The sequence below is a fragment of the Klebsiella sp. JB_Kp031 genome, from assembly GCF_040064295.1.
Lineage (GTDB): Bacteria > Pseudomonadota > Gammaproteobacteria > Enterobacterales > Enterobacteriaceae > Klebsiella > Klebsiella quasipneumoniae.
Window position 1 is genome coordinate 203,358 of sequence record NZ_JBEAJW010000041.1, and the last position, 22,340, is coordinate 225,697.

Below are 22,340 nucleotides of genomic sequence, written 5' to 3' on the forward strand. Positions count from 1 at the left end.
AGGCGGTCATTGACTTAAGAATATTTAGCCTGTACTTAATAATCAGGCGAGACTGTCGCAAGGAGATGCTATGAATAACGCCCTTTATAATCAAATACGCATCTTTCAGAGCATTGCGCGCGAAGGCAATATCTCGGCCGCGGCGAGGAAATTAGAAATCACGCCGCCGTCTGTTAGCAATGCCCTCAAGTTGCTGGAGGAGCATATCGGTCATCCGCTTTTTGTGCGTACCACCCGGCGAATCGAGCTGACGGAAACTGGCCAACAGCTGCTGGAGCAAACCGCTGCGGCGGTCGAGGTCCTGGAAACATCGCTGGAGAGCCTCCGCGATCAGAATCGGGAACCCTCCGGGGCGGTGAGAATTACGCTCTCGCGCTTTGCCTACCTGCTTATTCTTAAACCGGCGATGGCGGCTTTCTGTCAGCAATACCCGGGGATCCAGCTGGAAATATCGGTCTATGACGGTACCGTCAATATCATTGAAGAACGATTCGACCTTGGGATCCGCTTTGGCGATATTCTCGAAGGCGGGGTGGTCGCCCGCCCGTTAATGAAACCGTTTCGCGAAGGGTTATATGCCTCCTCAACCTATCTGGCCGAATATGGCGTGCCTGAGTCGCCCGCCGATCTCAGCCATCACCGGCTGATTGGCTATCGCTTTATTACCAACCACCGCATCCTGCCGCTGATCCTCAATGACCACGGCGAGCAACTCACCGTGGAGATGCCGGGGCAGTTAATCAGCAATGATATTGACGTCATGGCAGACGGTATCCGCCATGGATTGGGGATTGGCCGCTTGTTTGAACCTATCTGGCGGCTACAGCCCGATCGTGAACAGTTTCTACCGGTGATGGAGGACTACTGGAAAACCTATCCGCCGGTTTATCTCTATTACCCGAAAAACGCGGGTAAAACGAAAAGGGTGAAAGCCCTGATTGATTTTCTGATAGCGCATACTGCGGCATAAAGGCTATTTTGCGTGCGAAATGTCTGAAGACACCGGCCCTGTCTTTCCCTCTGTCTTAACCCTATACTCCCTGCGGATAAAGCGGTTTTTTATCGCGGTGTAACGGCTTATCCCATCGTCAACGCGATGGACGGGGAATTTCAATAAGGGAGAGGCAGCAATGGGCAGACGCTTAATGGTCTGTGTATTCGCGCTGGTGGCGTTTTCAGCCACTGCAGCGCATGGCCATCACGGCCAGTCGGTAATATCGGGCGCCGACGGCGGCAACGGTTCGGACGGCGGCAGTAGCGATAACTCCTCGGGCAGGGCAGGGTGCCCGGGCGGCACCGATCCCGATAAGCACGGCCATTTTTACCTGCCCGGCACCCGCGAACCCTGCAATCCTGGCCCTCAGGATGCAGAGAAAGTCGGGTCTTCCCGCTAGCGTTCAGCTCAGATCGTGCAGCGCTTTGTCCAGCGGCGGGGAAAGCTGAATATCCCGAAATGCAACCGCCAGTCCGCCGCGCTCCGGTGAGCAGCACATGACGCCGGCTTTTACCGGGCCTGGCGGAAAGTAGCCAAGACGCAGCAGCGGCCAGCGCTCGCCGTCGGTCGAATACTGCAGCCTTAACGCATCGCCTTTGCGGGTCAGCCGTAGCCAGAAAGTGCGCGGGTCGCCGGGGAAAAGCCCGGTGGCCCAGTCGGAGTGGGTTAACGTCAGCACGCTGCCGATGGCCGGGGCATCGTCATTAAACTCAATCCCCGCCTTCAGCCAGGTCTGCTCGTCCGCCATCATCATCAGCCCGGCCTGGTCGTAAAGCGTGGTGAAATCCGCACAGATTTTTGCCTGCAGGGTAAAATCGCCCTCCACCTCAGCGGCATAAAGATGGCCGGAGAAGCGTTCGAAGCCATACCAGGTATGGCGCCAGAAGTCGGTATGCTTATCGGTGACCACCGTCAGGCCGTCGGCATCGCGGTGCCACTCGGCAGGTTCATTAATCCAGTGAAAGGATGGCTGCATTTTTCCTCCGGAACAGGCTTATAACAGCGACTGCAGCGCGGGCGACGCCATGCTGGCCTCAAAGGGAATAATCTCCGTATGGGCGAGGCCCAGCTGCTGGAAGGGATCCTGGCCCAGACGCGATTCCAGAATTTCCCGGCTGTCGCATTTCGCCAGAATCACCCCGCCGGTACGAGGAATACGGCGGCCGGAGGCGAGAAAGAGGCCGTCAGCATAGCATTTTTTGAGCCATTCGACGTGGGCGGGGATCGCGTTGTCAATCTCTTCGAGCGGTTTTATATACGTTAAAACAACCACATAAATCGTACTCATCCTGAAAACCCTGTCAATCCGATGGGATCTTCAGCCTGACACATTTCAATGATGGATAAAAGAAAGCGCGGCATTTTTGCGTGCTATTGAGCAGGAGGCGCGTGTTGCAACTGCAGGGAGATTTATCGCAGCTGTGAAAAAAACATATATGTATTTTCGAATGTATATTGATCTTTAATCGTGGTCCCGTATGCTGTCCGTCACGCTTGAGGAGAAACCATGTCTTTATTACCCCTGCAACTGTTCAAAAACCTCGCCGATGAAACCCGGCTGGGGATCGTGCTGTTGCTCAAGGCGCGGGGAGAGCTGTGCGTGTGCGATCTCTGTACGGCGCTCGCCCAGTCCCAGCCCAAGATCTCCCGCCATCTGGCAATGCTGCGGGAGAGTGGGCTGCTGCGGGATCGAAAACAGGGTAAGTGGGTCCATTATCGCCTCTCTCCGCAGATGCCGGCCTGGGCGGCGCAGGTGATTGAGCAGGCCTGGCTAAGTCAGCAGGACGATGTGCGGCTGATGATCAGCAGACTGACCGACGGGCCAGGTTGTCGGTAAAAAATTTATCTTATCATATATGATTTTTCGAATGTGATTGGTGGAGGAACGATGTTGCTGGCAGGTGCGATTTTTGTCCTGACCCTGGTGCTGGTGATCTGGCAGCCGCGGGGTTTAGGGATCGGCTGGAGCGCGGCCTTTGGCGCGGCGCTGGCGCTGGTCACCGGTGGCGTACAGATAGCCGATATCCCGGTGGTGTGGCATATCGTCTGGAATGCCACCGCCACGTTTATCGCCGTGATCATTATCAGCCTGCTGCTCGACGAGTCCGGCTTTTTTGAATGGGCCGCGCTACACGTTTCCCGCTGGGGAAGAGGGCGGGGTCGTCTGCTGTTTACCTGGATTATCCTGCTCGGCGCGGCGGTGGCGGCGCTGTTTGCCAACGACGGCGCGGCGCTGATCCTCACGCCCATCGTGATTGCCATGCTGCGGGCGCTGGGGTTCAGTAAGGGAACGATGCTGGCCTTTGTCATGGCAGCCGGGTTTATTGCCGATACCGCCAGCCTGCCGCTGGTGGTGTCGAATTTAGTGAATATCGTGTCGGCAGATTTCTTTGCCATTGGCTTCAGGGAGTACGCTTCGGTGATGGTGCCGGTCGATCTCGCGGCAATCCTCTCCACCCTGGCGATGCTGCACCTGTTCTTTCGCAAGGATATCCCACCCGCCTGGGATATGGCGTTACTGAAAGCGCCGGCCACGGCGATAAAAGATCCGGCGACGTTCCGTACCGGCTGGGGCGTGCTGCTGATGTTGCTGGTCGGCTTTTTCGTTCTTGACCCGCTGGGGATCCCGGTCAGCGCCATCGCGGCGCCGGGAGCGGGGATCCTGTTTGCTGTCGCGAAGCGCGGGCGAGTGATTAACACCGGCAAGGTGCTGCGCGGCGCCCCATGGCAGATTGTGAGCTTCTCGCTGGGGATGTATCTGGTGGTGTATGGCCTGCGAAACGCCGGATTAACGGATTATCTGACCACGGTGCTAAACATGCTGGCGGAGCGCGGGCTGTGGGCCGCGACGCTGGGCACCGGTATCCTGTCGGCCTTCCTCTCTTCGATCATGAATAATATGCCCAGCGTGCTGGTCGGCGCCCTGTCGATTGATGGCAGCGCGGCAACAGGGACGATCAAAGAGGCCATGATATATGCCAACGTCATCGGCTGTGATCTGGGGCCGAAAATCACGCCGATTGGGAGCCTGGCCACGCTGCTCTGGCTGCATGTGCTGACGCAGAAGCACATCACCATCGGTTGGGGTTATTATTTCCGCTGCGGCATCATCATGACCCTGCCGGTGCTGCTTGTGACGCTGGCCGCGCTGGCGCTGCGTCTCTCTTTCAACCAGCCATGAGAACGTACTATGAGCATCACCATTTACCATAACCCTGACTGCGGTACCTCGCGTAATACCCTGGCGCTGATCCGCAACAGCGGCGCTGAGCCCACCATTATCTATTATCTGGAGACGCCGCCGTCGCGCGATGAGCTGCGTCAGCTGATCGCCGCGATGGCGATCCCGGTGCGGGCGCTGCTGCGGCAAAACGTCGAACCCTACGATGCGCTGGGCCTGGCGGAAGACCGGTTTACAGATGACCAGTTAATCGACTTTATGCTCCAGCATCCGATCCTGATTAACCGCCCGATCGTGGTGACGCCGCGGGGCACCCGACTCTGTCGCCCGTCAGAGGTGGTGCTGGAGATCCTGCCGGCGCCGCAAAAAGGCGCCTTCGTGAAGGAAGACGGTGAGCGGGTCATTGATCGGGCGGGGCAGCGTGTGAAATAGCGCGCAAAATGGCGCCGGCTATAGCAGCCGGCAAGCCTTGTAAATCCTGCCGCACGGTTGGCTCTCCGGGGGTAGCACCTGGATGGCTTAACAATATTCTCCCTTAGCGCTATTTCTGCCTCCTCCGGCCCGTTTCCCTTACTTTTCCTGTCGTTATATGCCCTGCCCGCACCGACGGTTTTTGTCCTTTGTTAATCAATCAACTTACTGTTTTTAATAAATAAAATTATGTATTCTGCACAATGGCATAATGTCAACGCCGTTTACGTTTTTGCGAACATTAAATCTATAAAACTAGATGTTTGTCGACTTTTCATCTAAAAAGGAACGGTAAGGGGCTGGACAAAACCACTGCATGGTTATCAAATGGTTAAAAATGCTCGTATCTGATGTTAAGACAAACAAATTATAAATCGTCAGCCCGCTTTATACGGTTAACTTGCGCTGCGGCGCACCTTTTCTGGAGAATTTATGCATTCCTCTGTTAATAAAAACGAAAGCCGTACCTTTTTCGGCCATCCTTATCCGCTGGGCTCCCTTTTCTTCACTGAAATGTGGGAGCGTTTCTCGTTTTACGGGATCCGTCCCTTACTGATCCTGTTTATGGCGGCGACGGTTTACGACGGCGGGATGGGGCTGGCGCGGGAGAACGCCTCGGCGATCGTCGGGATTTTTGCCGGCAGTATGTATCTGGCCGCGCTGCCGGGCGGCTGGCTGGCGGATAACTGGCTAGGCCAGCAGCGCGCCGTCTGGTACGGCTCGATTCTTATCGCCCTCGGGCACCTGTCGATCGCCCTGTCGGCATGGCTGGGCAACGACCTGTTCTTTATCGGCCTGATGTTTATCGTCCTCGGTTCCGGGTTGTTTAAAACCTGTATCTCGGTGATGGTCGGTACCCTGTATAAAAAAGGCGACGCGCGCCGCGACGGTGGTTTTTCGCTGTTCTACATGGGGATCAACATCGGCTCGTTTATCGCGCCGTTAATCTCCGGCTGGCTGATTAAATCCCATGGCTGGCACTGGGGCTTCGGCATCGGGGGGATCGGGATGCTGGTGGCATTGATCATTTTCCGTGTCTTTGCCGTACCGTCGATGAAGCGCTATGACGCGGAGGTTGGCCTCGATTCCACCTGGAACAGCCCGGTGGCGAAAAAGAATGGCGTTGGGGCGTGGCTGCTGGCGCTGGCCCTGGGAGTGGCGGTGCTGGTCACGCTCATTAGCCTGGGCACGATCGTGATTAACCCGGTGGCGGTGGCCAGCGTGCTGGTCTATGTGATTGCCGCCTCCGTGGCGCTCTATTTCATCTGGCTGTTCGTCTTCGCCGGCCTGAGCCGTAAAGAGCGGGCGCGCCTGCTGGTATGCTTTATTTTGCTGGTCTCGGCGGCCTTTTTCTGGTCCGCGTTTGAACAGAAACCGACCTCCTTCAACCTGTTTGCTAACGACTACACCAACCGGATGATCGGCGGTTTTGAGATCCCCGCGGTCTGGTTCCAGTCGATTAACGCCTTGTTTATCATTCTGCTTGCGCCGGTCTTCAGCTGGGCGTGGCCAGCGCTGGCGCGCAAAAACGTCCGTCCAGGCAGTATGACCAAATTCGTCATTGGCATCCTGTGCGCGGCGGCGGGCTTTGGCCTGATGATGCTGGCGGCGCAGAACGTCCTGAACAACGGCGGGGCCGGTGTGTCGCCGCTGTGGCTGGTGGGCAGCATCCTGATGCTGACGCTCGGCGAACTGTGCCTGAGCCCGATTGGTCTGGCGACCATGACCCTGCTGGCGCCGGAGAGAATGCGCGGCCAGATGATGGGGCTGTGGTTCTGCGCCAGCGCGCTGGGTAACCTGGCGGCGGGGCTGATTGGCGGTCATGTGAAGGCCGATCAGCTGTCGCTGCTGCCGGACCTCTTTGCCCGCTGCTCTATCGCGCTGCTGATCTGCGCCGCCGTACTGGCCGTGCTGATTGTCCCGGTCCGCCGGATGCTGGAGAACAGTCAGTCCAGCGCCGCGCAAAAATCCGTCAGCAACGCCTGACGCGATCCGCAGGCCGGTCCCCCGGGACCGGCTTGTTTTTTGTCCAACCCCCGCCTCAGCTGTGCAAAATCCCCTTTTCTGAATGCGCGATGTCCCATAACGTGAGCGTGTTCTTTGAAATCACGTCGCTTTCCGGTCCATAGTGTAGTCAGGTTTACTATGTGGTTAATATAAGGACACACCTATGCCAGCAGTCATTGATAAAGCATTGGATTTCATTGGTGGTATGAATACGTCTGAGCCAGTACCACAGTCTATGGATGAAAGTACCGCGAAGGGAATTCTCAAATATTTGAAAGAACTGGGCGTGCCAGCCAGCCCGGCCGATGTCGCTGAGCGCGGTCAGCAGCAGGGCTGGAGCGCCGGGTTTACCGACAAAGTGGCGGAGTGGGCTGAACGGGTCGCCGCCGGCGAACGGCTGGTGATTAAGCATCCGGAATTCTTTTCCACCTACATGCGCGAAGAGCTGCGCGCCCTGGTGTAATCGCCGCGCATCAATCCCGCGTCTTCTGTTAAATGCCTTCCCCATCCGGGAAGGCATTCTTGCTGATGACAAACCTGTTTGGTTATTGTGCCCGCCTTTCTGCCGGGTGGCGGCTTCGCCTTACCCGGCCTACGAAAGGCAGCAATATCAAACCGTTATGCGGTTGGCTGTAGGCCCGCGCAAGCGCAGCGCCGCCGGGCAACCCCTGAAGATTGCCCTTTGGCTGCAGTTTGAATGCCTTCCCCTCCGGGAAGGCATTTTTGTTACTGGCCGCGGTAGCCGCCGCCCAGGGCTTTGATCAGGGTAATGTCGGTGCTCAGCCGCTGGGCCTCAATGTCCAGCAGCAACAACTGCTGGGCAAGAACCGCCCGTCGGGCCTCTTCGGCGGCGTAGCGGCTGAGCAGGCCGCGCTGATAATGGGCGCGAGCGCTGTCGGTGGTGGTCTGCGCCGCGGTGACCTTCAGCTGCTGCAGCGCACGCTGCTGATTCAGGTCGTTAAGCTGGCTGGAGCTGATGGCGACATCGCGAACCGCGTCCAGCACCGCCTGGTTGTACTGTTTGATCAGAATATTGCTGGCGGTGCGCACCGACTGCAGATTGGCGTTCAGACGACCGCCGTCGAAGATCGGCAGATAGAGCCCGGGCAGCAGGTTGATTTGCTGGAAAGAGGACTTAAACAGATCCCCGACGCTCAGGGCGTTATAGCCCCAGAACGCTTTGATATCAAAATGGGGATAGAAGGCCGCTTTCGCCGCGTCGACCTGGCTCAGGGAGGCGGTCACGTACCCGCGCAGCGCCTGCAGGTCCGGGCGGCGGGCCAGCAGCTCGAAAGAGAGCGACGGCGGCAGCGTCTCCTGGAGCGCAGGCAGCGCTACCGGATGGATCGCCGGCATGCTTTGCGCATCGGCGCCGATCAGCGCCCGCAGGGTTTCACGATACTGGGTCAGCATCCCCTCGGCGCTAATGATCTGCTGGCGGGCGGCGAGCTGTTCGGCCTGGGCGTTGGCCACGTCCACACTATCCTCCACACCGCGTTGGGTCCGGTGCTCGTGGGCCGCCACCGAGAACTGGGCAATGCTCTCCAGCTCCTGCAGCAGCGCGATTTTCTGGAATGTCGCCTGCATGGCGAAATAGAGCTGCGCCACGCTGCTGGCGATGTCGAGCTCAATGCCGGCGGTCTCCGCCAGCCGGGCGTTTTTCTCGCCAATGGCGGCGGCGACCCGGGCGCGATCGGCTCCCCAGAGATCGATATTCAGCAGCGCCCCGACGCCAACGGTGTTCAGCGTATACCACGGACCGTTCTTATCCACCGGCAGGGAGTAGGAGTAGGGCCAGCTAAAGGATTTGTCGGTGATCCGCAGGCGGTTTTGCGCCGCGACGGCGGTGGCCTGCAGGCCCATCGCCGACTGGGCGAGTTCCACCGTAGACTGCGACTGGGAGATGCGCAGCCGGGCGGCTTGCATGGTCGGCGAATTCTGCAGCGCCCGGTTGATCAGCATATTGAGCTGAGGGTCATCGTAGGCCTCCCACCAGCGGGCTGCCGGCCAGTTGCTGTTCGCCAGGTGGATCACCTGCGCCAGCTGGGCCTGCTGCGGATTGACGATGGCGACCTGGGCAGGCTCGTCCTGAATCAGCGCGCAGCCGTTGAGCAGCGTCAGCGTCAGGGTAAGGAGAGTGCCGCGCAGCCGCGCGGAGAAAGGAAGGATCATCATGACGTTTTAGCCTGTTGCTCAGTCGCTATCGGTGTCGGGCCCCAGTCGGGCAGGGTGGCCAGCGCGGCGGCCAGCGCCGGGCCAAAGGGGTTAGTCAGGTCGGTGGCCAGCGGTTCGGCAGGGGCCGTTGCCTCCTGTTCGATACGTTCGGCGTAGCGCCGCAGCTGTTCGGCGCAGCGGGCCAGGGTCGGGTCTCCCGGCGCGGCGTTGAGCCGGTACCCTTCGGTGAGGCGGGCGATCTCCTCGGCCCGGGCGAGGGTGGCGCGCATCGGCCAGTTTTTCGCCTGGGGCCAGGGGTGGGCATACGTGCCCAGCGGTTCGGCGCGAACCCGATGGATAAGCGCTTCGCTGTCGGTGAAGGCGACAAACAGAGGGGCCAGCGGCACCGCATCGTGCGGGGCGGCGAGGCAGTCCGCCAGCCGGCGATAGAGTCCGGCGAGGCGCGATTTCAGCTGCGGCGCTTCGCTGTCCGGCCAGAGATATAAATGGACAATGGAGGAGACCAGCACCCCGAGCAGGATACCCAGCACCCGGTCCCGTAGCTCGGTGAGGTTAGTCAGCGGACCAAACCAGCTGAGGAAGGCCAGCGCAAAGGTGAAGCCAATCTGGATCCCGGCGTAGGCGATACGCTCCGAACCGGCGGCAATCCAGGCCGCCAGCGCCAGCACTGGCAGGGACATCGCCAGCAGCCCCGACAGCGAGTCGGTCCAGGGCTGGACAAAAACGATTAACAGCAGCGCCAGCAGAGTGGCGAACAGCGCGCCGCCGATGCGCAGCCACGTCTTTTGCATCGTGGCGCCCAGCCCGGGCTGGGCGACGATCACGCAGCTCAGCATAATGGTATGCAGTCCCTGCCAGTCGGCAGCGGTATAGAAGACATAGCAGATTAGCGTCGCCAGCAGGGTCTTGAGCGCAAAATGGAGATACGCCGGGTTGCGCCAGGCGTCCGGCGCTAGCAGGGGCGGCTTCTCCACCTCGCCCTGCGGCAGAGCAACGGGCTCACCCAGGGCCAGCCGCTGCAGAAGGGCTACCATCTCCTGCAGAACGGCGCGATTGACGCCGCGGCCGCTGAGCGCCAGGGGAGGAATAGCGCCGTCAAACGGCCCCTCGCTGAGGGCACTCTTCAGCTGCAGCACCGCCTGCGACAGCCGCAGGCGATCGTCGCTATCGGCCTCGTCCGCTTGCAGCAGCGCCGCCAGCTGGTAGCAGCGCAGGGTGGCGGCCAGCCGCGAGCGCCAGGCCTGGGGATCGGCGGCGATCTCCGGCGTCGCCCGGCTGGCCTGGGCGAACAGCGACTGCAGCTGGTTGAACTGCGCGGCGGTCTCGCCGAAGGTCGGTGGCGCTTCAGCGTCCGGGTCTGCCAGCCGGCTGGCGACCGCCTGCAGCATCTCCGCCAGACGCGCCTTAAACTGGTTGCCGGGAAAGGCCTGCTGAAAACAGGCGTTGACCAGCAGGGTGACGAGGATCGCGGTGTTAATCGCCACCCACAGCCAGAGCAGCAGCCGCACCAGGATTTCACTCTGGCTGGTCATCGACGGGAAGGTTTGGGCGTAAATCACCGCCAGCGCCACCACGAAAAAGGCCAGTCCCAGCTTGCCCAGCACCCGCATTAGATAGATGGCGCAGAAAAAGAGCGCCACGGAGGCCGCCAGGCGGATCAGCGGGTAGTCATAGGTCCACTTGATGATCAGCAGCACGCCGCCGAGCGCCACGCTGACGGTGACAAAAAAGACCACGCTGACTAACTTAATCATCAACACGTTAGGCTGGCTGACGTAGAACACGACGATCAGCGCGACGGCCAGAAAGGGGATCTGCAGGGTCATGAACAGGGTGATGAGCACCGCACAGCTCAGCGTCAGGCGCAGCGTGTAGCTGGCGCGTCCCGGTGCGTCGCGCAGTTCCTGGCGTAAAAAATGGGCGAGAGGAAACATCGCGTCGCCCGGCTACGGCTGCAGCACGGCGCTGGCCGAGGCGCCCATGCGGAACAGTTCCGGATCGGGATCGCTGACGGCGATTTTCACCGGGAAGCGCTGCGAGACGTGGACCCAGTTAATGCTTTTCTGGATCAGCGGCAGGCCTTCGATGACGCTCCCGCCTTCGGGCAGGACGCCGGAGCCGACCGAATCCACCACCCCGTTAAAGGTCCGGTTGTGGTTGGTCATCACGGTGATGCGCGCCGCCACCCCAGGGTGCACGTTGTTCAGGTCGGTTTCGCGGAAGTTAGCGATCACATACCAGCGGTCGTCATCCAGCAGGGTGAAGACTGGCTTCAGCGCCGAAGCGTACTGGCCGACGGTGGTTTTCAGCGCCACCACCACGCCGTTGAACGGCGCGCGCACTTCGGTGAATTCCAGATGCAGTTCGGCGAGGGCGATTTGCGCCAGGATCCCGGCGCGTTGCGCCACCATGGCATCCACGCCGGTCACAGCCGCCGAGGCCTGTCTGGCCTGCAGCAGCGTGGCCTCCAGCTCCGCCCGCGCCGCTTTCTCGGCGGTGCGCGCCTGATCGAGATCTTCCTGCGAGGCAAACCCCTGCGGCACCAGCGGCTCAAGGCGGATGCGCGTGGAGGTGGTCTGCTTGACCAGCGCTCTGGCGCGCTCGACGGCGGCCGCCACCGACTGGGCGTTATACTCCTGCGCTTTGATGGTGCGCTGGGTCAGCATAATCTGCGCGTCGAGGGTCGTCAGCCGCGCTTTCGCATCATCGAGCATCGCCTGATAGGGGCGGGGGTCGATGCGGAACAGCAGATCGCCTTTTTTCACCCGCTGGTTATCGCGAATGGGCATCTCCACGATGCGCCCGCTGACCTCGGGCACCACATCGATGGTATCGGCGTAGACATAGGCGTCATTGGTCTCTGGCGACGTTTGCAACTGCCAGATAACCAGGATCAGTGCCAGGATGGCGGCCAGGACCAGCGCCAGCAGAGGCCATTTCTTGCGTAACAGGGGAGTGCGGGAAGTAGTCATAAGCGATCAGTGAACAAAAAACAGAAACCACAGCAGTGTGGCGAACAGGAACATCAGCGCGACATAGCTGAAGACCAGGGGAGAAAAGCGAGGCTGCCAGCCTTTACGGGTAATCAGGATATGGCAGGGGATCAGTAAAAACGCCCCGCCCAACAAGCAGAAAAACCAGCCGGGGAATGCGGCGCCCAGTACCGGGATCGCTGGTGAGAGTGAGCAGCCGGTCAGCGGCAAGACGAGCAGTAGCCGCGCTGGGCGGGCTATGGTGGCAATATGATTCAATGGAACATCCCTGAGTGCTCTTACCAGTGTGTCATGAGTGTAATCGCCTCGTTGCGGGAATGAAAGTCAACCGTTCGTTGACTGCGGGATCCTTGCGCGCCGGGAGAGGGGGAGGATGCGCCAAATCGCTCTCCTCACGCCCATTACCGACTTGCGCATAGTCAGCCGTCAAGCGGAGGACTATGCTTAGCCTGAAAGTCATAAAACAAGACCGAGGCAATGTCATGGATAAGGAATTACTGGAAGCCGGCTACCGGGCCTACACCGGGGAGAAAATCGACGTCTACTTTAATACGGCGATCTGTCAGCATTCCGGGAACTGCGTGCGCGGCAGCGCGAAGCTGTTCAATCTCAAGCGTAAGCCGTGGATCATCCCGGATGAAGTAGATGTCGCGACGGTGGTGAAGGTGATCGATACCTGCCCGAGCGGCGCGCTGCAATATCGTCATAAATAAGCGAGGAGAAGATGGAAATACTGGAAGGGCACAACAAATTTTATGTTAACGACGCGCAGGGTAACCAGGTCGCGGAGATTGTTTTTGTTCCCACCGGCGAACACCTCAGCATTATCGAACATACCGATGTCGATCCCAGCCTGAAAGGCCAGGGGGTGGGGAAACAGCTGGTGGCGAAGGTGGTGGAAAAAATGCGCCAGGAGCAGCGGAAGATTATTCCTCTCTGCCCGTTTGCCAAACATGAATTCGATAACACCCGTGAATACGACGATATTCGCGCCTGACGTACCGGCACCGGTGTAAACCGGTGCGCTTTTCTCTCGCCAGCGAATCCACGCCTTTAGTCACTCATCGCTTCCCCTCATGCCTGTACAAACGCCGACCGTGAGTTTGCTGATGAACGAGGCGGCTGCCTGTGCGGAAAGCGAGGGGCCAGATGCGGGTGATATTCCACCAGCTTTTTCACCCCCGCCAGCCGCTGAGCGTAGAGCGTTTTCTGGCTCAATCCGAGACGTTGCGACTGCTCGCCTATCGTCTGCCCTTGCAGCAGGGCGAGGAGCGCTTTGAGCTCGGCATGACTTAATCCGGCGGCCCGTTTTCGGTGGATCAGGGCGGCTTCACTGGCAAGGCGTTCAAGCCGCGGCGCGTTCTTCAGCCGATGGATCAATTGCGCGCAGGGGAGGTCGGCAGGAGCGGCATGGACGTTGCGCAAACGATCCGGATGGCTCACCTGATAAAGCAGCGTTCGCCACAGCCAGATGGCCGGGCTGCGGCTAAGCATCAGCATCGGCAACGGGCGTGATGCCTGGTCGAGCAGCCTGGCCGCCTGGCGCAGTGTGGTGAGCATCCACAGGGGATCGTCAGGAAGAAAGACCACGATCCGCTTCACCGCGGCCAGCTCCCGCAGAGAGACGCCCTCCACCGGCAGCACGACGGGCCGCTTCCCCGCGTTGTGCATCAGCTGGCTCAACCCACGGGCGGCCAGCGAGCAGGGAGAGAGGATGTACTCGGTCATCATTGATAGACAAAGGTAATGCCGATGATCGACTGCACGTTGCCGGCGGTGACCTGGCCTGTGGTTCGGGCGTAGGTCGCCGTCAGGCCGAGATTGACCGGCGAGGTTCCGACGGTGCCCAGTGAGACAGTGCTGTTCGCCGGCACGGCGCTGCCGTTGCGGGTAAGCTGGACGCCTATCCCTTGCGCCGGCGAGGCGGAGGCGGTGTTAGTGAAGATCGCGTTAGCGCTGTCCGCGGTGGCGCCGGAGAGGTAATACCCCAGCTGTTGGCTCTGCGCGCAGTGCACGGTGAGCGGCACGGCCATGGAGCCCGGGTAGTCGGGGAGGGTGACGGTGACATCGCGGGCGGAGACATCGCAGCCGCCGGTGGGGACCACCACGTCGTTATTGGCATAGATATTCCAGATGAACTGGAAGGAGTCGCTATTGTAGTTGTTGGTCTGATGCAGGATCAGCACCGCGATTAACGATCCTGCGGCGATCGCCACCCCGCCGGCGGTGCTGACCGGCGTCAGATACAGGACGGCCGGCCAGGGCTTATCGGTCCGGGAATCGTAAATCACCCGCGCCGTTTCCGTGGTGGTCGGGAAGGGGTAAGAGGTGCCGTTATATTTCACGGTGCCAGAGAAACTCGACAGCACACCGCCATAGGCGGATCCGCGCTGCAGGGTCACGTAGTCAGTGATCGTTTCCGGATAGTCGTTATGGCAAAAAATCTGCGTGGAGAGGTCGACCACCAGGTTTTGCCCGACGTTGACCGCCGGGGTCAGGTTAACGTAGACGTTGGCTGAGCCGCCGCCGATGGGGATCGTCGCGCCGGTGGCCGTTTTGCAGGCGAAGGACCAGGCGTTCATCGACCAGCCCAACAGCAGCAGGGTGGTGAATAAAGGGATAATTTTTTTCATCATGATGCTCTCCTGGCTCAGGCGTAGGTATAGGTCACGTTAATCACCGCCTGAATGGTGCCTTGCGTGGCGCCGCCGTTGACCGACAGGGCCCTGACCTGCAACGGGAAGCGGGCGGACTGGCTGGCCTCATCCACCTGTACCGACTGGCTGCTGCCATTGTTCAGCGTGGTGCCATCCTCGCTCTGCAATTCGAGCTGAATATTGCCCGCCGTCCCCTGGTTTTTGTAATAGCCGGTGCTGTCCGCGGTCCCGCTGAAGGTGGCCTTCACCCGTGAGGTACCGACGGGGCAGTTGCTGAGATCCAGCGCCACGCTGTGCCAGGCCGATGCCGAGCCTGCGCCAATCAGGCTGAAGGTGTAGAGATCGCCCAGCTCGACGGTGGCATTGACGGTGGAGACCGTGCAGGGTCTGGCCACCACCTTCCCGTTGACGGTAAGGGTGACGTCGGCCGACCGCAGGGAAGGGCTCGCGGTTAACAGGCCGGCCAGCAGCCAGCCCACGTGGGTCCATTTCATTTCAGCCTCCACTTACTGAAATTCCAGGGTGAATGTTGCTGTCGCATTGACATGCCCGGCGGTGACGGGCACCTGCGTGGCCATCAGACGGGCGTAAAAGTTCAGGATGTTGGTCTGGCCCGGCGTCAGCGTGGTCCAGGCGATGGCTGACGACGGGGCATTGACAGGCAGCCGGGACTGCTGCTGGTCGAGAATGTCCACCCCCATTCCCGCCGCCGCCGAGGCGCCGGCGTCAAGTTTTAACAGGCTGGTATTGACGCTGTCCGCCACGCCGGTGAAGCCGACCTTCACCGCGGTGACGGAAGTGCCGCAGGGCGATAGCACGATACGGAACGGCACCGGCGGGGTCGTCGCCCCGACGGCGTAAAACTGCTTCGCGGCGTTGTCCTGCAAATCGACGGTGAAATCCTTCGACTCTCCGGCCACCGCGCAAGCGTTGTCGCGCACATAGCCGCTGATGGCGATCGTGCTGTCGGCAGCGAAGGCCAGTGGCGCGAACAGAGCGAGCAGGGCGCTCAGCAGAAACTGCGGTGTTCTCATCATCATCTCCTTAGCGACACGCGACGGACAGCTGGCTGAGCGACTGCTGCTGGCTCTCCGGCGGCAGACGATAATCGGCCACGCACTGGGCGTCCGGGGCATCGCCCCATTTCACCCGCACCTTGCCCGCCAGCGGCATCCCGCTCAGGTAGACCTGGCCGTTATCCGCGACGATGCTGCCGCTCTGGTTGCTGTCGCTGGTGGCGAGGGCGCCAAACGGCACCGGTTTGCCGCGATGGGTCAGCGTCATCAGAATCTTCATTCCCACCTGGGCGTTAAAGCTGGCGCGGACGATCGCCCCATGGGTAGGCACCACGCTGACCACTGCATCGTCAAGATCGACATTGTCGGCCAGGGTATTGGTGTCCAGCGCGACCCGGTTTTCGCGATACTCGGTGGCATACGGCAGGACGGCATACCCGCGCCAGTCGGTGCGCACCCCGGTCTGGTTTTCTACCTTCACGCCGCCGGCGCCGGGGGCTTTCACCAGCACTACGGTATCGTTCAGCGGCTGGCTCAGGGTGATGCCGTTGGCGTGCGCCAGCACGCCGCCGCTGACCCCGTAGTAGAGCTGTTTGAAACCATCGCTGCGGCTGTAGCCGACGTTGGCGTTGCCGTAGCCGCCGCGGTAGTTGAGCGCGGTATAGCCGGTGCTCCCGCTGTCGCCGTTGCCGCCGCCCGCATAGCCGGTCTGCACGCTATAGCTGAGGTTATTGTCTTCCAGCAGGGTGCCGTACAGGCCCGCCAGATTGGTCATGCGGCCATTGAGATCGTGCGACAGGCTGTAGCTGGCGCTGGCGTGCCGCCAGACCGAACGGCTATCGGAACGCAGCCAGTGGCTGAAGGGGATATTGACGTTGACCGCCAGCATCTGATCGCGCCCCTGCTGCCAGGCATTTTTCGTCAGGCTGTAGCTTAGCGACCAGTTGATATCGTCTACGGCGGCGTTGAGGCCGGCCTGCAGTTGCTCATCGGCATCGTCGGTGCCCCAGTAGGTCTGGTGGCTGCCGCTCAGATAGAGGGTGGCGGTGCGCCCCAGCTGTTGGGTCACGCTCAGCTGCACCTTACCGCGCTTGCTGTAAGCCAGATTGTAGTAGTCGGTAAATTTGGGTTTCACCTGGATAATCCCGTCCTGGGTTTCCACGCTGTAGCCGCTCATCCGGCGGTAGGTGGTATCGGCAAAGTTATAGTAGCCGCGGGTGGAGTAGCGGTAGCCCACCAGCTGCAGGTTGGTGCCGGTCTCATCCAGTGACTTGTTATAGAGAAAACGCACCGACTGTCCCTGATGCTCGCTGTCGTCAGGCAGGGTGGCGTTGGCCTGGGTGATATCCAGCGATAAGGCGCCGAAATAGCCCATGTTTTTCCCCACCCCGAGGTTAAAGGCGCGATAGCGGTCCGCCAGCTGGGTGCCGCCGTACAGGGTCCAGCCGGCCGGCAGGCCATGCATGGCCGTGCTCTGGAAAAAATCGGGCGTTTCCTGCTGGCTGTTGCCGCTGCGGTACTCCCCGGCGGTGAGGGCGAAGCGGGTATGGCCTTCGCGCTGCAGCACCGGCACCGTTGACCAGGGCACGCTGAAGACCTGGCGGGTGCCATCCGCTTCTTTAATGGTGACCTGCAGATCGCCGCCGTTGCCCGCGGCGTAGAGATCGTCGATGGTAAACGGCCCCGGCGGCACCGTGCTCTGGTAGATTTCGTAGCCGTTTTGTTTGACTGACACCTGCGCGGTGCCGCGGGCGATCCCGTGGATCACCGGCGCGAAGCCTTTCTGGCTGTCCGGCAGCATATTGTCATCCGAGGCCAGCTGCGCGCCGCGGAAGTTGATCCCGTCGAAGACATCGCCGTTGGTGAAGCTATCCCCGAGGGTAAGCCGCGAGCGCAGGGAAATGATGTCCCGCTCAAGCCAGCTGTTGACATGCTGCCAGCGGTTCTCATTGGATGACGCGCTGCCGCCGCTGCTGTAACTCCAGGTGCTGTTATCGCGCAGGCGCCAGGCGCCGAAATTCAGGCCGCTCTGCAGATTCAGATAGGCGTAACGGCTGTTGCCCCCGGTGGTGTTATGGACGTTATTACCGGTGAAGTTATAGTTAATCAGCCCGGCGGTGATGCCGTTATCCCATAGCTCCGGCGGGATATACCCGCGGGCGTGGCTGCCCATAAACGCCTGGGGTACGGTGAGATACAGGCGCTGTTGGCCGACATCGAAGCGGGTGGTGGCTTCGCTGATGAGCGTCGTTAGCGGCACGCAGGCTGTACTGTCCAGGGCCGCCATGCCCGTCACCCGTCCGGTATCCACCCCCATGCTCGCCAGCTGGCCGCGGGTCAGGCAGGGCGACAGGCCATGGCCCTGCGCATCGGCCTGGAAAGTGACGTCCCGGGTGGTCATATAGCCGTTATTGAGATAAATATCGACGCGATAGGTGCCCGGCGGGACCTCCTGGCCTTTTTCAAATCCCGACAGGTCTGCCACCGCCGCCGGATCGTCAGCTAAAAAGCGGGGGTTAAAATAGAGGTCCGCCTGCGCGGCGAACGGCTGTGAGCAGAGCCACAGCGTCAGCGCCGGCGTAATCAGGCGCCGGGCGCTTCGGCGACCCCCATGGTCCAGTCCATATTTTCGATGTGACATAATCCCTCCGGTCCGACGTTGCCCGGCTGTCAGTGCTTCTGGTCATGCGCAGCGTGGCCCGCGCGGCGGGGCACACCAGATTTAACGCAGTACGCCATTCATTTTCGGCGTCAGCGCGCCGTAATCGTTAATGGTGCGATAGGTGATGGTGTTGCCGGCATCCGCAGGCAGCTTGACGCTGGTTTTACCCATCGGCGGCACCAGGGCGTTTTCCAGAATGCGCGTTCCGGCGTTCAGTTCGGTCACCGTCAGGTAATAGGGTGTAGGATTCGTCAGCGTTAGCGACGATCCGTTGCGGCTAAAGGTCAGCTTGTCCGCCGCCTGATCCGGGGGCAGGGTCAGTTTTGCCGGTCGGTAGTAGAGCTTGATGCGGCTGATAATCGCCAACTGGAGGGTGTTGTCGCTGAGCTTCGATTTATCCATTGAGGGAATAGCCTTCACGTTCATCCAGAACAGGCTTTCCCGATCCTGCGGCAGCTGGTTATTGGTCGCATCGATAATACGCAGGGTGTTCTCTTTTTTGCCCTGCATGGCAAACAGCGGGGGAGTGATAACAAACCGGCCGTCTCGCTGCCCATCAGCATTTTCCACCCATGACTGAATAAGCCAGGTGCTGTTGTCGTCGTTATTGGTCACCGCCAGCTGGACCTGTTTCTGACCCGCCGGGTAGATGACCCGGGTCGCGCCCAGCGCGACGCCCGCGTGCGCGCTGGCGCTCAACGCGCCGGCGGCGAAAAGCACACATCCCGTCAGTATGCCGCGTATCGTCGTTGCTGTTTTTCTCACATTATCTCCTTGTCTGCTCACGGTGTTGTCCTGCTGGTCTGCGGGTTGATTACTGATAGGTTAATGAGAACCAGGCCTGGGCGTTGGCCGCGCCGCCGGTGACCTGGCGTCCGGTCGCCCGATATTTGGCGACGAAATTTAGCGTCGTCGGTCCGCGGTAGAGCGGCACCCAGCGATCCGGTGGACGATTGAGAGGCAGCTGCTGGCCGTGACTGTCGAACAGCGCGATGCCGATCCCGCTGGCGATCCCCGGGCCTTCACCCACCGACAGCACGTCGGGGTTTTTGCCGTCAGCCACGCCGTGAAATGCCACCCCGACATGCTGGCTGACTGCCGTACTGCAATCCTGTAAATGAATCGTGAAAGGGATCGGGTTGCTGTCTTCGCCCACGTCGTGAAATCGGTTACTGCTGATCTGTCCCAGATTGACCGTCATCTGCCGATCGCCGGCTTCGACGCGGCAGGAACTGGCCATGATCAGGCCCTGAAAGCGCATGCTGCCCCCCGGCAGCGTGACGTTCCACTGATTACCGGCCAGCGCCAGCGGAGGCAGCAGCAGTAGCAGACCCGATTTCATTCCCTGCATCGTTTCACCCCGGTTGCAAAATTAAGCGCGGGCCCTCCTGGCCCGGATGGCTTCCTTGCCTGATGTTTGCCTTACTCGTACTGCACTTTGAAGGTGGCGTCAGCGTTCGCGATACCGGCGGTCGCGGCGCCAGTGGCGTAGTAACGTGCCTGGAACGGAATGATGTTGGTGCCGTCATTCAGCGTGGTGGCTGCGCTGAAGGTGGCGCCGTCCAGCGCCAGCGGCGTGCCGGTGTTGTCGAGGATCTGCACGCCGACGTTGGTCGCGCTGCCGGCGGCAGAGTTTTGCAGCGCCAGAACGGTGGTATTGCTGCTGTCGATGGCCGTACCGGCGAAGGCGACGGACGCTTTGGTTGCTACCGTGGTGTCGCAATCATCCAGCTGAATGTTGAAACCAACGGACGAACTGGTGCTCCCCGCCGTGGCCAGCTTCGCGGAACGCACCTGGCCCAACTGGACGGTTTGATCGATAGAGCCGGCATCCACCGCACAGGCCGCGTTAACGACTTCCCCTTTAAAATGGACGGTCCCGCCGTTAACCGTGGTGGTATCGGCCAGGGCCGCCGCGGAGCTCAGAGACAGAGCTGACACAACAATCATTGCCAGTGTTTTGATTTTCATACTGTTTTCCTTTGAACGATGTCGAAATAACGAACCGGATTGGCAGCCGTTGTGCCTTCCAGGCATTTCAGATTTCAGCCGAGTGGTCTGGCTGCCGGCTCTGCACAGTTTTCGCCCAACCGATGAGACAATTGGGGCCATTTTGACTCGTTGAGATAAACGATCTGTTCGTTGTTTAATCTTGCCTGTTTTACGGTATTAAAATCTGTTTAATGTGGTTTTATTGGTTATTTAATCTGGTGATGTTAGCGAGAGTGCGAAAGGAAGAGAGATACCGCTGGCGAAGGCGCGCCAATGCAACGGGAGGGCAGGGTGGGGAAAAGTGCGTAATTGACGCTTTAAAAATATATTAAAAACATGTAGTTAATAATTTTTCTGCAGAAATATGGCGTGGTGAGTTGCAAAATATGTCAAAACATTTTTATGATATAAACAGTTTGGCCCCAATTGACCTGTTCACGGTTTATTTTTTTAATTAAATTCAATCAGTTGTATCAACTCCCGATTCTGCAATGCTTTCTCCAATAAGATTATTTCTTTCCCATATTCCAGCGAAACGCGCCGCATTGCTGGCGGTGTAGCGTACCGTGTGTCGAATATTACGATGACCGAGGTAATCCTGGATCAAACGGGTATCTGTACCTCTTTCCGCCAGTTCGTAGCCGCAGGCGTGACGCAGCATATGGGGGTGGGTCTGCGTCACGGTACCCGCCTTTTCCCCGGCGGAGCGAATAATACGATACGCCTGCTGGCGTGAGAGCGGGGTCCCGCGACGGGAGATAAAAAGCGCGTCGGTTTTGGCCGCCGCTTTCCAGCCGGCGCGGACCTGACTCCAGCGCTCAATGGCCTCACGTTCATCAAAGCGCAGCGGGTGAATAGTTGAAAAACCGTTCTTCAACCGCCGCACATTGACCCGGCCTTCCCGTAGATCCAGATCGTGATAGTGCAGATCCAGCAGTTCGCTGATGCGCATCCCGTGGCGAAAGGCGAGAAGGATGAGGCAGTAGTCCCGCTCGCCGGTGGCGCCCTGACGCGCGGCCTGCATCATAGCCTGAACTTCTTTGGCGGTAAGAAAACGACGTCGGTTCACAATAATTACTCCTGAAAAAGAGGTGAGGGGTCGTCATGGCGAAACCATACGCCATGACGGAAAAGATCCGTAATGTAAGAACGGTACAAGGTGAAGGCGATTAACCACGTATAGATAGCATATTATATTTACAGCCAGTCAAAATATCGCCTGGCGATAATTCTTAATTTTAGAGATTTTAAGCAAGGTCACAATAGATCTGCTCGGGTTTTATAGCATGTGCATAAAATAAAAGGGATTTTTCACTCGGTAGATTTTAAAAAAATAGCGGGATGGATTTTTAGCCAACAATAAAGAATCACGGCAAAACCGGAATTAATACAGGGTCAATTTAACGATGAGACCGCAGGATTAAATAAGAACTTGCGGGAACAGTAATCATAATTAACTGAGGGTTAATTTATTGCTATTTAATTTCCCCGCAACGCGGTACAACGCCATCCGTGGCGTCAGGCTTACTGAAGCAGCGACAGGCGCTGTTTGTCGCGCGTATTGTCCCAGATACCATAGAAGCGTCCCGCATTGCTGGCGGTATACCAGACGGTATGGCGAATATTGCGGTGTCCGAGATAGTCCTGGATCAGACGGGTATCGATACCCATATTGGCCAGCGCAAAGCCACAGGAGTGGCGCAGCATGTGCGGGTGGATCTCCAGCGGCAATCCCGCCTGGTCGCCAGAGGAGGCGATAATTTGATAAAACTGCTGGCGGGAAAGGGGATTGCCTTTGCGGGAGAGAAATAGCCACTCGCTGGCGGCCTGCGGCCAGGTGTTGCGAATGGCCAGCCAGCGCTTTAGGGCGTGGATCTCTTTATTCAGCAAAGGGTGGGTGGTCGAAAACCCCTTTTTTAGCCGATGGATATAAACGCAGCGGGAAGCAAGGTCGATATCGGATATTCTCAGGCGACAGATCTCGCTGGCGCGCAGACCATGGATGAAGCACAGCAGCGTCAGGCAATAATTACGTGCGGCATAGGGACCGCTATCGGCGGCTTTAAGTAGCGACTCGATTTCATTCTGAGTCAGGAAGTTCCTTTTTTTTATCTCGGCGTTATTCGTCATAGTGTTCCCTTTTATGGCAGGCAAATATTACGCTTTACAGGCCTGCGTCAGGTCATTGTTAA

General features: G+C 59.4%; 24 protein-coding genes and 1 pseudogene. 9 read left to right on the forward strand and 16 right to left on the reverse strand.

Features of this window, described 5'->3' with window-relative positions; translation table 11 throughout:
* The first annotated feature begins 70 nt into the window (after positions 1–70).
* Together ABLV64_RS22375 and ABLV64_RS22380 are read left to right on the forward strand one after the other, a co-directional pair.
* Positions 71–970 (forward strand): LysR family transcriptional regulator, encoded by a 900-nt coding sequence (locus ABLV64_RS22375; protein WP_017899807.1) that lies wholly within the window; start codon positions 71–73, stop codon positions 968–970.
* A 160-nt stretch (positions 971–1,130) separates the two neighbouring features.
* Entirely contained in the window at positions 1,131–1,394 is a 264-nt protein-coding gene (locus ABLV64_RS22380; RefSeq protein ID WP_017899808.1) for a hypothetical protein, read from the forward strand.
* 3 nt (positions 1,395–1,397) lie between these two features.
* On the opposite strand, the gene ABLV64_RS22385 is transcribed toward ABLV64_RS22380, so the two are convergent.
* Entirely contained in the window at positions 1,398–1,970 is a 573-nt protein-coding gene (locus ABLV64_RS22385) for a DUF1349 domain-containing protein (RefSeq protein WP_004205340.1), read from the reverse strand.
* A gap of 18 nt (positions 1,971–1,988) precedes the next feature.
* Positions 1,989–2,282: a YciI family protein gene (locus tag ABLV64_RS22390; protein ID WP_004205341.1), complete on the reverse strand. Its 294-nt coding sequence runs from the start codon at positions 2,280–2,282 to the stop codon at positions 1,989–1,991.
* A gap of 219 nt (positions 2,283–2,501) precedes the next feature.
* Here ABLV64_RS22390 and ABLV64_RS22395 point away from each other — a divergent pair, with 219 nt between their 5' ends.
* The 5 genes from ABLV64_RS22395 (at position 2,502) to ABLV64_RS22415 (ending at position 7,116) form a co-directional block, all read left to right on the forward strand.
* Positions 2,502–2,831, forward strand: a complete 330-nt coding sequence (locus tag ABLV64_RS22395) for a metalloregulator ArsR/SmtB family transcription factor (RefSeq protein WP_004205342.1) — start codon at positions 2,502–2,504, stop codon at positions 2,829–2,831.
* 51 nt (positions 2,832–2,882) lie between these two features.
* Positions 2,883–4,175: an arsenic transporter gene (locus ABLV64_RS22400; RefSeq protein WP_048325655.1), complete on the forward strand. Its 1,293-nt coding sequence runs from the start codon at positions 2,883–2,885 to the stop codon at positions 4,173–4,175.
* A 9-nt stretch (positions 4,176–4,184) separates the two neighbouring features.
* Positions 4,185–4,607 carry a glutaredoxin-dependent arsenate reductase gene (gene arsC / locus ABLV64_RS22405; RefSeq protein ID WP_017899271.1) on the forward strand — a complete coding sequence of 141 codons (423 nt, stop codon included), beginning with the start codon at positions 4,185–4,187 and terminating at the stop codon, positions 4,605–4,607.
* Between the two features lie 471 nt (positions 4,608–5,078).
* Complete coding sequence (locus ABLV64_RS22410) at positions 5,079–6,632, forward strand: peptide MFS transporter (RefSeq protein ID WP_049003996.1); 1,554 nt, start codon at positions 5,079–5,081, stop codon at positions 6,630–6,632.
* Between the two features lie 184 nt (positions 6,633–6,816).
* The gene (locus ABLV64_RS22415; RefSeq protein ID WP_004205347.1) at positions 6,817–7,116 is read left to right on the forward strand and encodes a DUF1889 family protein; all 300 of its coding nucleotides are present in this window, start codon (positions 6,817–6,819) and stop codon (positions 7,114–7,116) included.
* A gap of 263 nt (positions 7,117–7,379) precedes the next feature.
* Here the strand turns inward: ABLV64_RS22415 and ABLV64_RS22420 are convergent, their stop codons facing one another.
* Genes ABLV64_RS22420 through ABLV64_RS22435 form a run of 4 tightly spaced genes read right to left on the reverse strand, consistent with a single transcriptional unit; the run spans position 7,380 to position 12,079 of the window.
* Entirely contained in the window at positions 7,380–8,828 is a 1,449-nt protein-coding gene (locus ABLV64_RS22420) for an MdtP family multidrug efflux transporter outer membrane subunit (protein WP_217324689.1), read from the reverse strand.
* A complete protein-coding gene (gene mdtO, locus ABLV64_RS22425) occupies positions 8,825–10,762 on the reverse strand; it encodes a multidrug efflux transporter permease subunit MdtO (RefSeq protein WP_217324690.1) in 1,938 nt (645 codons plus the stop codon). Before mdtO ends, ABLV64_RS22420 begins: the two co-directional genes overlap by 4 nt.
* Before the next feature lie 12 nt (positions 10,763–10,774).
* Positions 10,775–11,800, reverse strand: coding sequence for a multidrug transporter subunit MdtN (gene mdtN, locus ABLV64_RS22430; protein ID WP_004205352.1), 1,026 nt, complete (start codon positions 11,798–11,800; stop codon positions 10,775–10,777).
* Between the two features lie 6 nt (positions 11,801–11,806).
* On the reverse strand, positions 11,807–12,079 hold the full coding sequence (locus tag ABLV64_RS22435; protein ID WP_004205353.1) for a YtcA family lipoprotein: 273 nt from the start codon (positions 12,077–12,079) through the stop codon (positions 11,807–11,809).
* A gap of 224 nt (positions 12,080–12,303) precedes the next feature.
* Here ABLV64_RS22435 and yjdI point away from each other — a divergent pair, with 224 nt between their 5' ends.
* The gene (yjdI, locus tag ABLV64_RS22440; protein WP_004205354.1) at positions 12,304–12,534 is read left to right on the forward strand and encodes a 4Fe-4S mono-cluster protein YjdI; all 231 of its coding nucleotides are present in this window, start codon (positions 12,304–12,306) and stop codon (positions 12,532–12,534) included.
* Positions 12,535–12,545: 11 nt separating this feature from the next.
* The gene (locus ABLV64_RS22445) at positions 12,546–12,818 is read left to right on the forward strand and encodes a GNAT family N-acetyltransferase (protein ID WP_002916201.1); all 273 of its coding nucleotides are present in this window, start codon (positions 12,546–12,548) and stop codon (positions 12,816–12,818) included.
* Between the two features lie 80 nt (positions 12,819–12,898).
* On the opposite strand, the pseudogene ABLV64_RS22450 reads toward ABLV64_RS22445, so the two are convergent.
* The 10 genes and pseudogenes from ABLV64_RS22450 to fimB all read right to left on the reverse strand — a co-directional run.
* Positions 12,899–13,552, reverse strand: a pseudogene (locus tag ABLV64_RS22450) (fimbrial protein); the annotation flags it as partial.
* Positions 13,549–14,454 (reverse strand): fimbrial protein, encoded by a 906-nt coding sequence (locus ABLV64_RS22455; RefSeq protein ID WP_217325186.1) that lies wholly within the window; start codon positions 14,452–14,454, stop codon positions 13,549–13,551. The pseudogene ABLV64_RS22450 and the gene ABLV64_RS22455, both read right to left, overlap by 4 nt.
* A gap of 17 nt (positions 14,455–14,471) precedes the next feature.
* Entirely contained in the window at positions 14,472–14,957 is a 486-nt protein-coding gene (locus tag ABLV64_RS22460; RefSeq protein WP_072500825.1) for a fimbrial protein, read from the reverse strand.
* 27 nt (positions 14,958–14,984) lie between these two features.
* Complete coding sequence (locus ABLV64_RS22465) at positions 14,985–15,512, reverse strand: fimbrial protein (protein ID WP_004205358.1); 528 nt, start codon at positions 15,510–15,512, stop codon at positions 14,985–14,987.
* A gap of 10 nt (positions 15,513–15,522) precedes the next feature.
* Positions 15,523–18,135 (reverse strand): fimbrial biogenesis usher protein, encoded by a 2,613-nt coding sequence (locus ABLV64_RS22470; RefSeq protein ID WP_217324691.1) that lies wholly within the window; start codon positions 18,133–18,135, stop codon positions 15,523–15,525.
* An 81-nt stretch (positions 18,136–18,216) separates the two neighbouring features.
* On the reverse strand, positions 18,217–18,921 hold the full coding sequence (locus ABLV64_RS22475) for a fimbria/pilus periplasmic chaperone (RefSeq protein WP_017899263.1): 705 nt from the start codon (positions 18,919–18,921) through the stop codon (positions 18,217–18,219).
* Between the two features lie 49 nt (positions 18,922–18,970).
* Complete coding sequence (locus tag ABLV64_RS22480; RefSeq protein ID WP_004205362.1) at positions 18,971–19,507, reverse strand: fimbrial protein; 537 nt, start codon at positions 19,505–19,507, stop codon at positions 18,971–18,973.
* Between the two features lie 71 nt (positions 19,508–19,578).
* Positions 19,579–20,127, reverse strand: a complete 549-nt coding sequence (gene fimA / locus ABLV64_RS22485; RefSeq protein WP_004205364.1) for a type 1 fimbrial major subunit FimA — start codon at positions 20,125–20,127, stop codon at positions 19,579–19,581.
* 481 nt (positions 20,128–20,608) lie between these two features.
* Positions 20,609–21,217 (reverse strand): type 1 fimbria switch DNA invertase FimE, encoded by a 609-nt coding sequence (fimE, locus tag ABLV64_RS22490; RefSeq protein ID WP_004205365.1) that lies wholly within the window; start codon positions 21,215–21,217, stop codon positions 20,609–20,611.
* Between the two features lie 455 nt (positions 21,218–21,672).
* Positions 21,673–22,278, reverse strand: a complete 606-nt coding sequence (gene fimB / locus ABLV64_RS22495) for a type 1 fimbria switch DNA invertase FimB (RefSeq protein WP_004205366.1) — start codon at positions 22,276–22,278, stop codon at positions 21,673–21,675.
* Between the last annotated feature and the right edge of the window lie 62 nt (positions 22,279–22,340).

Excerpts from the sequence above, each read along its gene's own strand:
- ABLV64_RS22480 (WP_004205362.1), bottom strand. The coding sequence starts at position 19,507 with ATGCAGGGAATGAAATCGGGTCTGCTACTGCTGCTGCCTCCGCTGGCG.
- mdtN (WP_004205352.1), bottom strand. The coding sequence starts at position 11,800 with ATGACTACTTCCCGCACTCCCCTGTTACGCAAGAAATGGCCTCTGCTG.
- ABLV64_RS22415 (WP_004205347.1), top strand. The coding sequence starts at position 6,817 with ATGCCAGCAGTCATTGATAAAGCATTGGATTTCATTGGTGGTATGAAT.
- ABLV64_RS22445 (WP_002916201.1), top strand. The coding sequence starts at position 12,546 with ATGGAAATACTGGAAGGGCACAACAAATTTTATGTTAACGACGCGCAG.
- ABLV64_RS22380 (WP_017899808.1), top strand. The coding sequence starts at position 1,131 with ATGGGCAGACGCTTAATGGTCTGTGTATTCGCGCTGGTGGCGTTTTCA.
- yjdI (WP_004205354.1), top strand. The coding sequence starts at position 12,304 with ATGGATAAGGAATTACTGGAAGCCGGCTACCGGGCCTACACCGGGGAG.
- ABLV64_RS22390 (WP_004205341.1), bottom strand. The coding sequence starts at position 2,282 with ATGAGTACGATTTATGTGGTTGTTTTAACGTATATAAAACCGCTCGAA.
- ABLV64_RS22385 (WP_004205340.1), bottom strand. The coding sequence starts at position 1,970 with ATGCAGCCATCCTTTCACTGGATTAATGAACCTGCCGAGTGGCACCGC.
- fimB (WP_004205366.1), bottom strand. The coding sequence starts at position 22,278 with ATGACGAATAACGCCGAGATAAAAAAAAGGAACTTCCTGACTCAGAAT.
- ABLV64_RS22395 (WP_004205342.1), top strand. The coding sequence starts at position 2,502 with ATGTCTTTATTACCCCTGCAACTGTTCAAAAACCTCGCCGATGAAACC.
- fimA (WP_004205364.1), bottom strand. The coding sequence starts at position 20,127 with ATGAAAATCAAAACACTGGCAATGATTGTTGTGTCAGCTCTGTCTCTG.
- arsC (WP_017899271.1), top strand. The coding sequence starts at position 4,185 with ATGAGCATCACCATTTACCATAACCCTGACTGCGGTACCTCGCGTAAT.
- ABLV64_RS22420 (WP_217324689.1), bottom strand. The coding sequence starts at position 8,828 with ATGATGATCCTTCCTTTCTCCGCGCGGCTGCGCGGCACTCTCCTTACC.
- ABLV64_RS22410 (WP_049003996.1), top strand. The coding sequence starts at position 5,079 with ATGCATTCCTCTGTTAATAAAAACGAAAGCCGTACCTTTTTCGGCCAT.
- ABLV64_RS22455 (WP_217325186.1), bottom strand. The coding sequence starts at position 14,454 with ATGAAAAAAATTATCCCTTTATTCACCACCCTGCTGCTGTTGGGCTGG.
- ABLV64_RS22470 (WP_217324691.1), bottom strand. The coding sequence starts at position 18,135 with ATGTCACATCGAAAATATGGACTGGACCATGGGGGTCGCCGAAGCGCC.
- mdtO (WP_217324690.1), bottom strand. The coding sequence starts at position 10,762 with ATGTTTCCTCTCGCCCATTTTTTACGCCAGGAACTGCGCGACGCACCG.
- ABLV64_RS22375 (WP_017899807.1), top strand. The coding sequence starts at position 71 with ATGAATAACGCCCTTTATAATCAAATACGCATCTTTCAGAGCATTGCG.
- ABLV64_RS22465 (WP_004205358.1), bottom strand. The coding sequence starts at position 15,512 with ATGAGAACACCGCAGTTTCTGCTGAGCGCCCTGCTCGCTCTGTTCGCG.
- ABLV64_RS22400 (WP_048325655.1), top strand. The coding sequence starts at position 2,883 with ATGTTGCTGGCAGGTGCGATTTTTGTCCTGACCCTGGTGCTGGTGATC.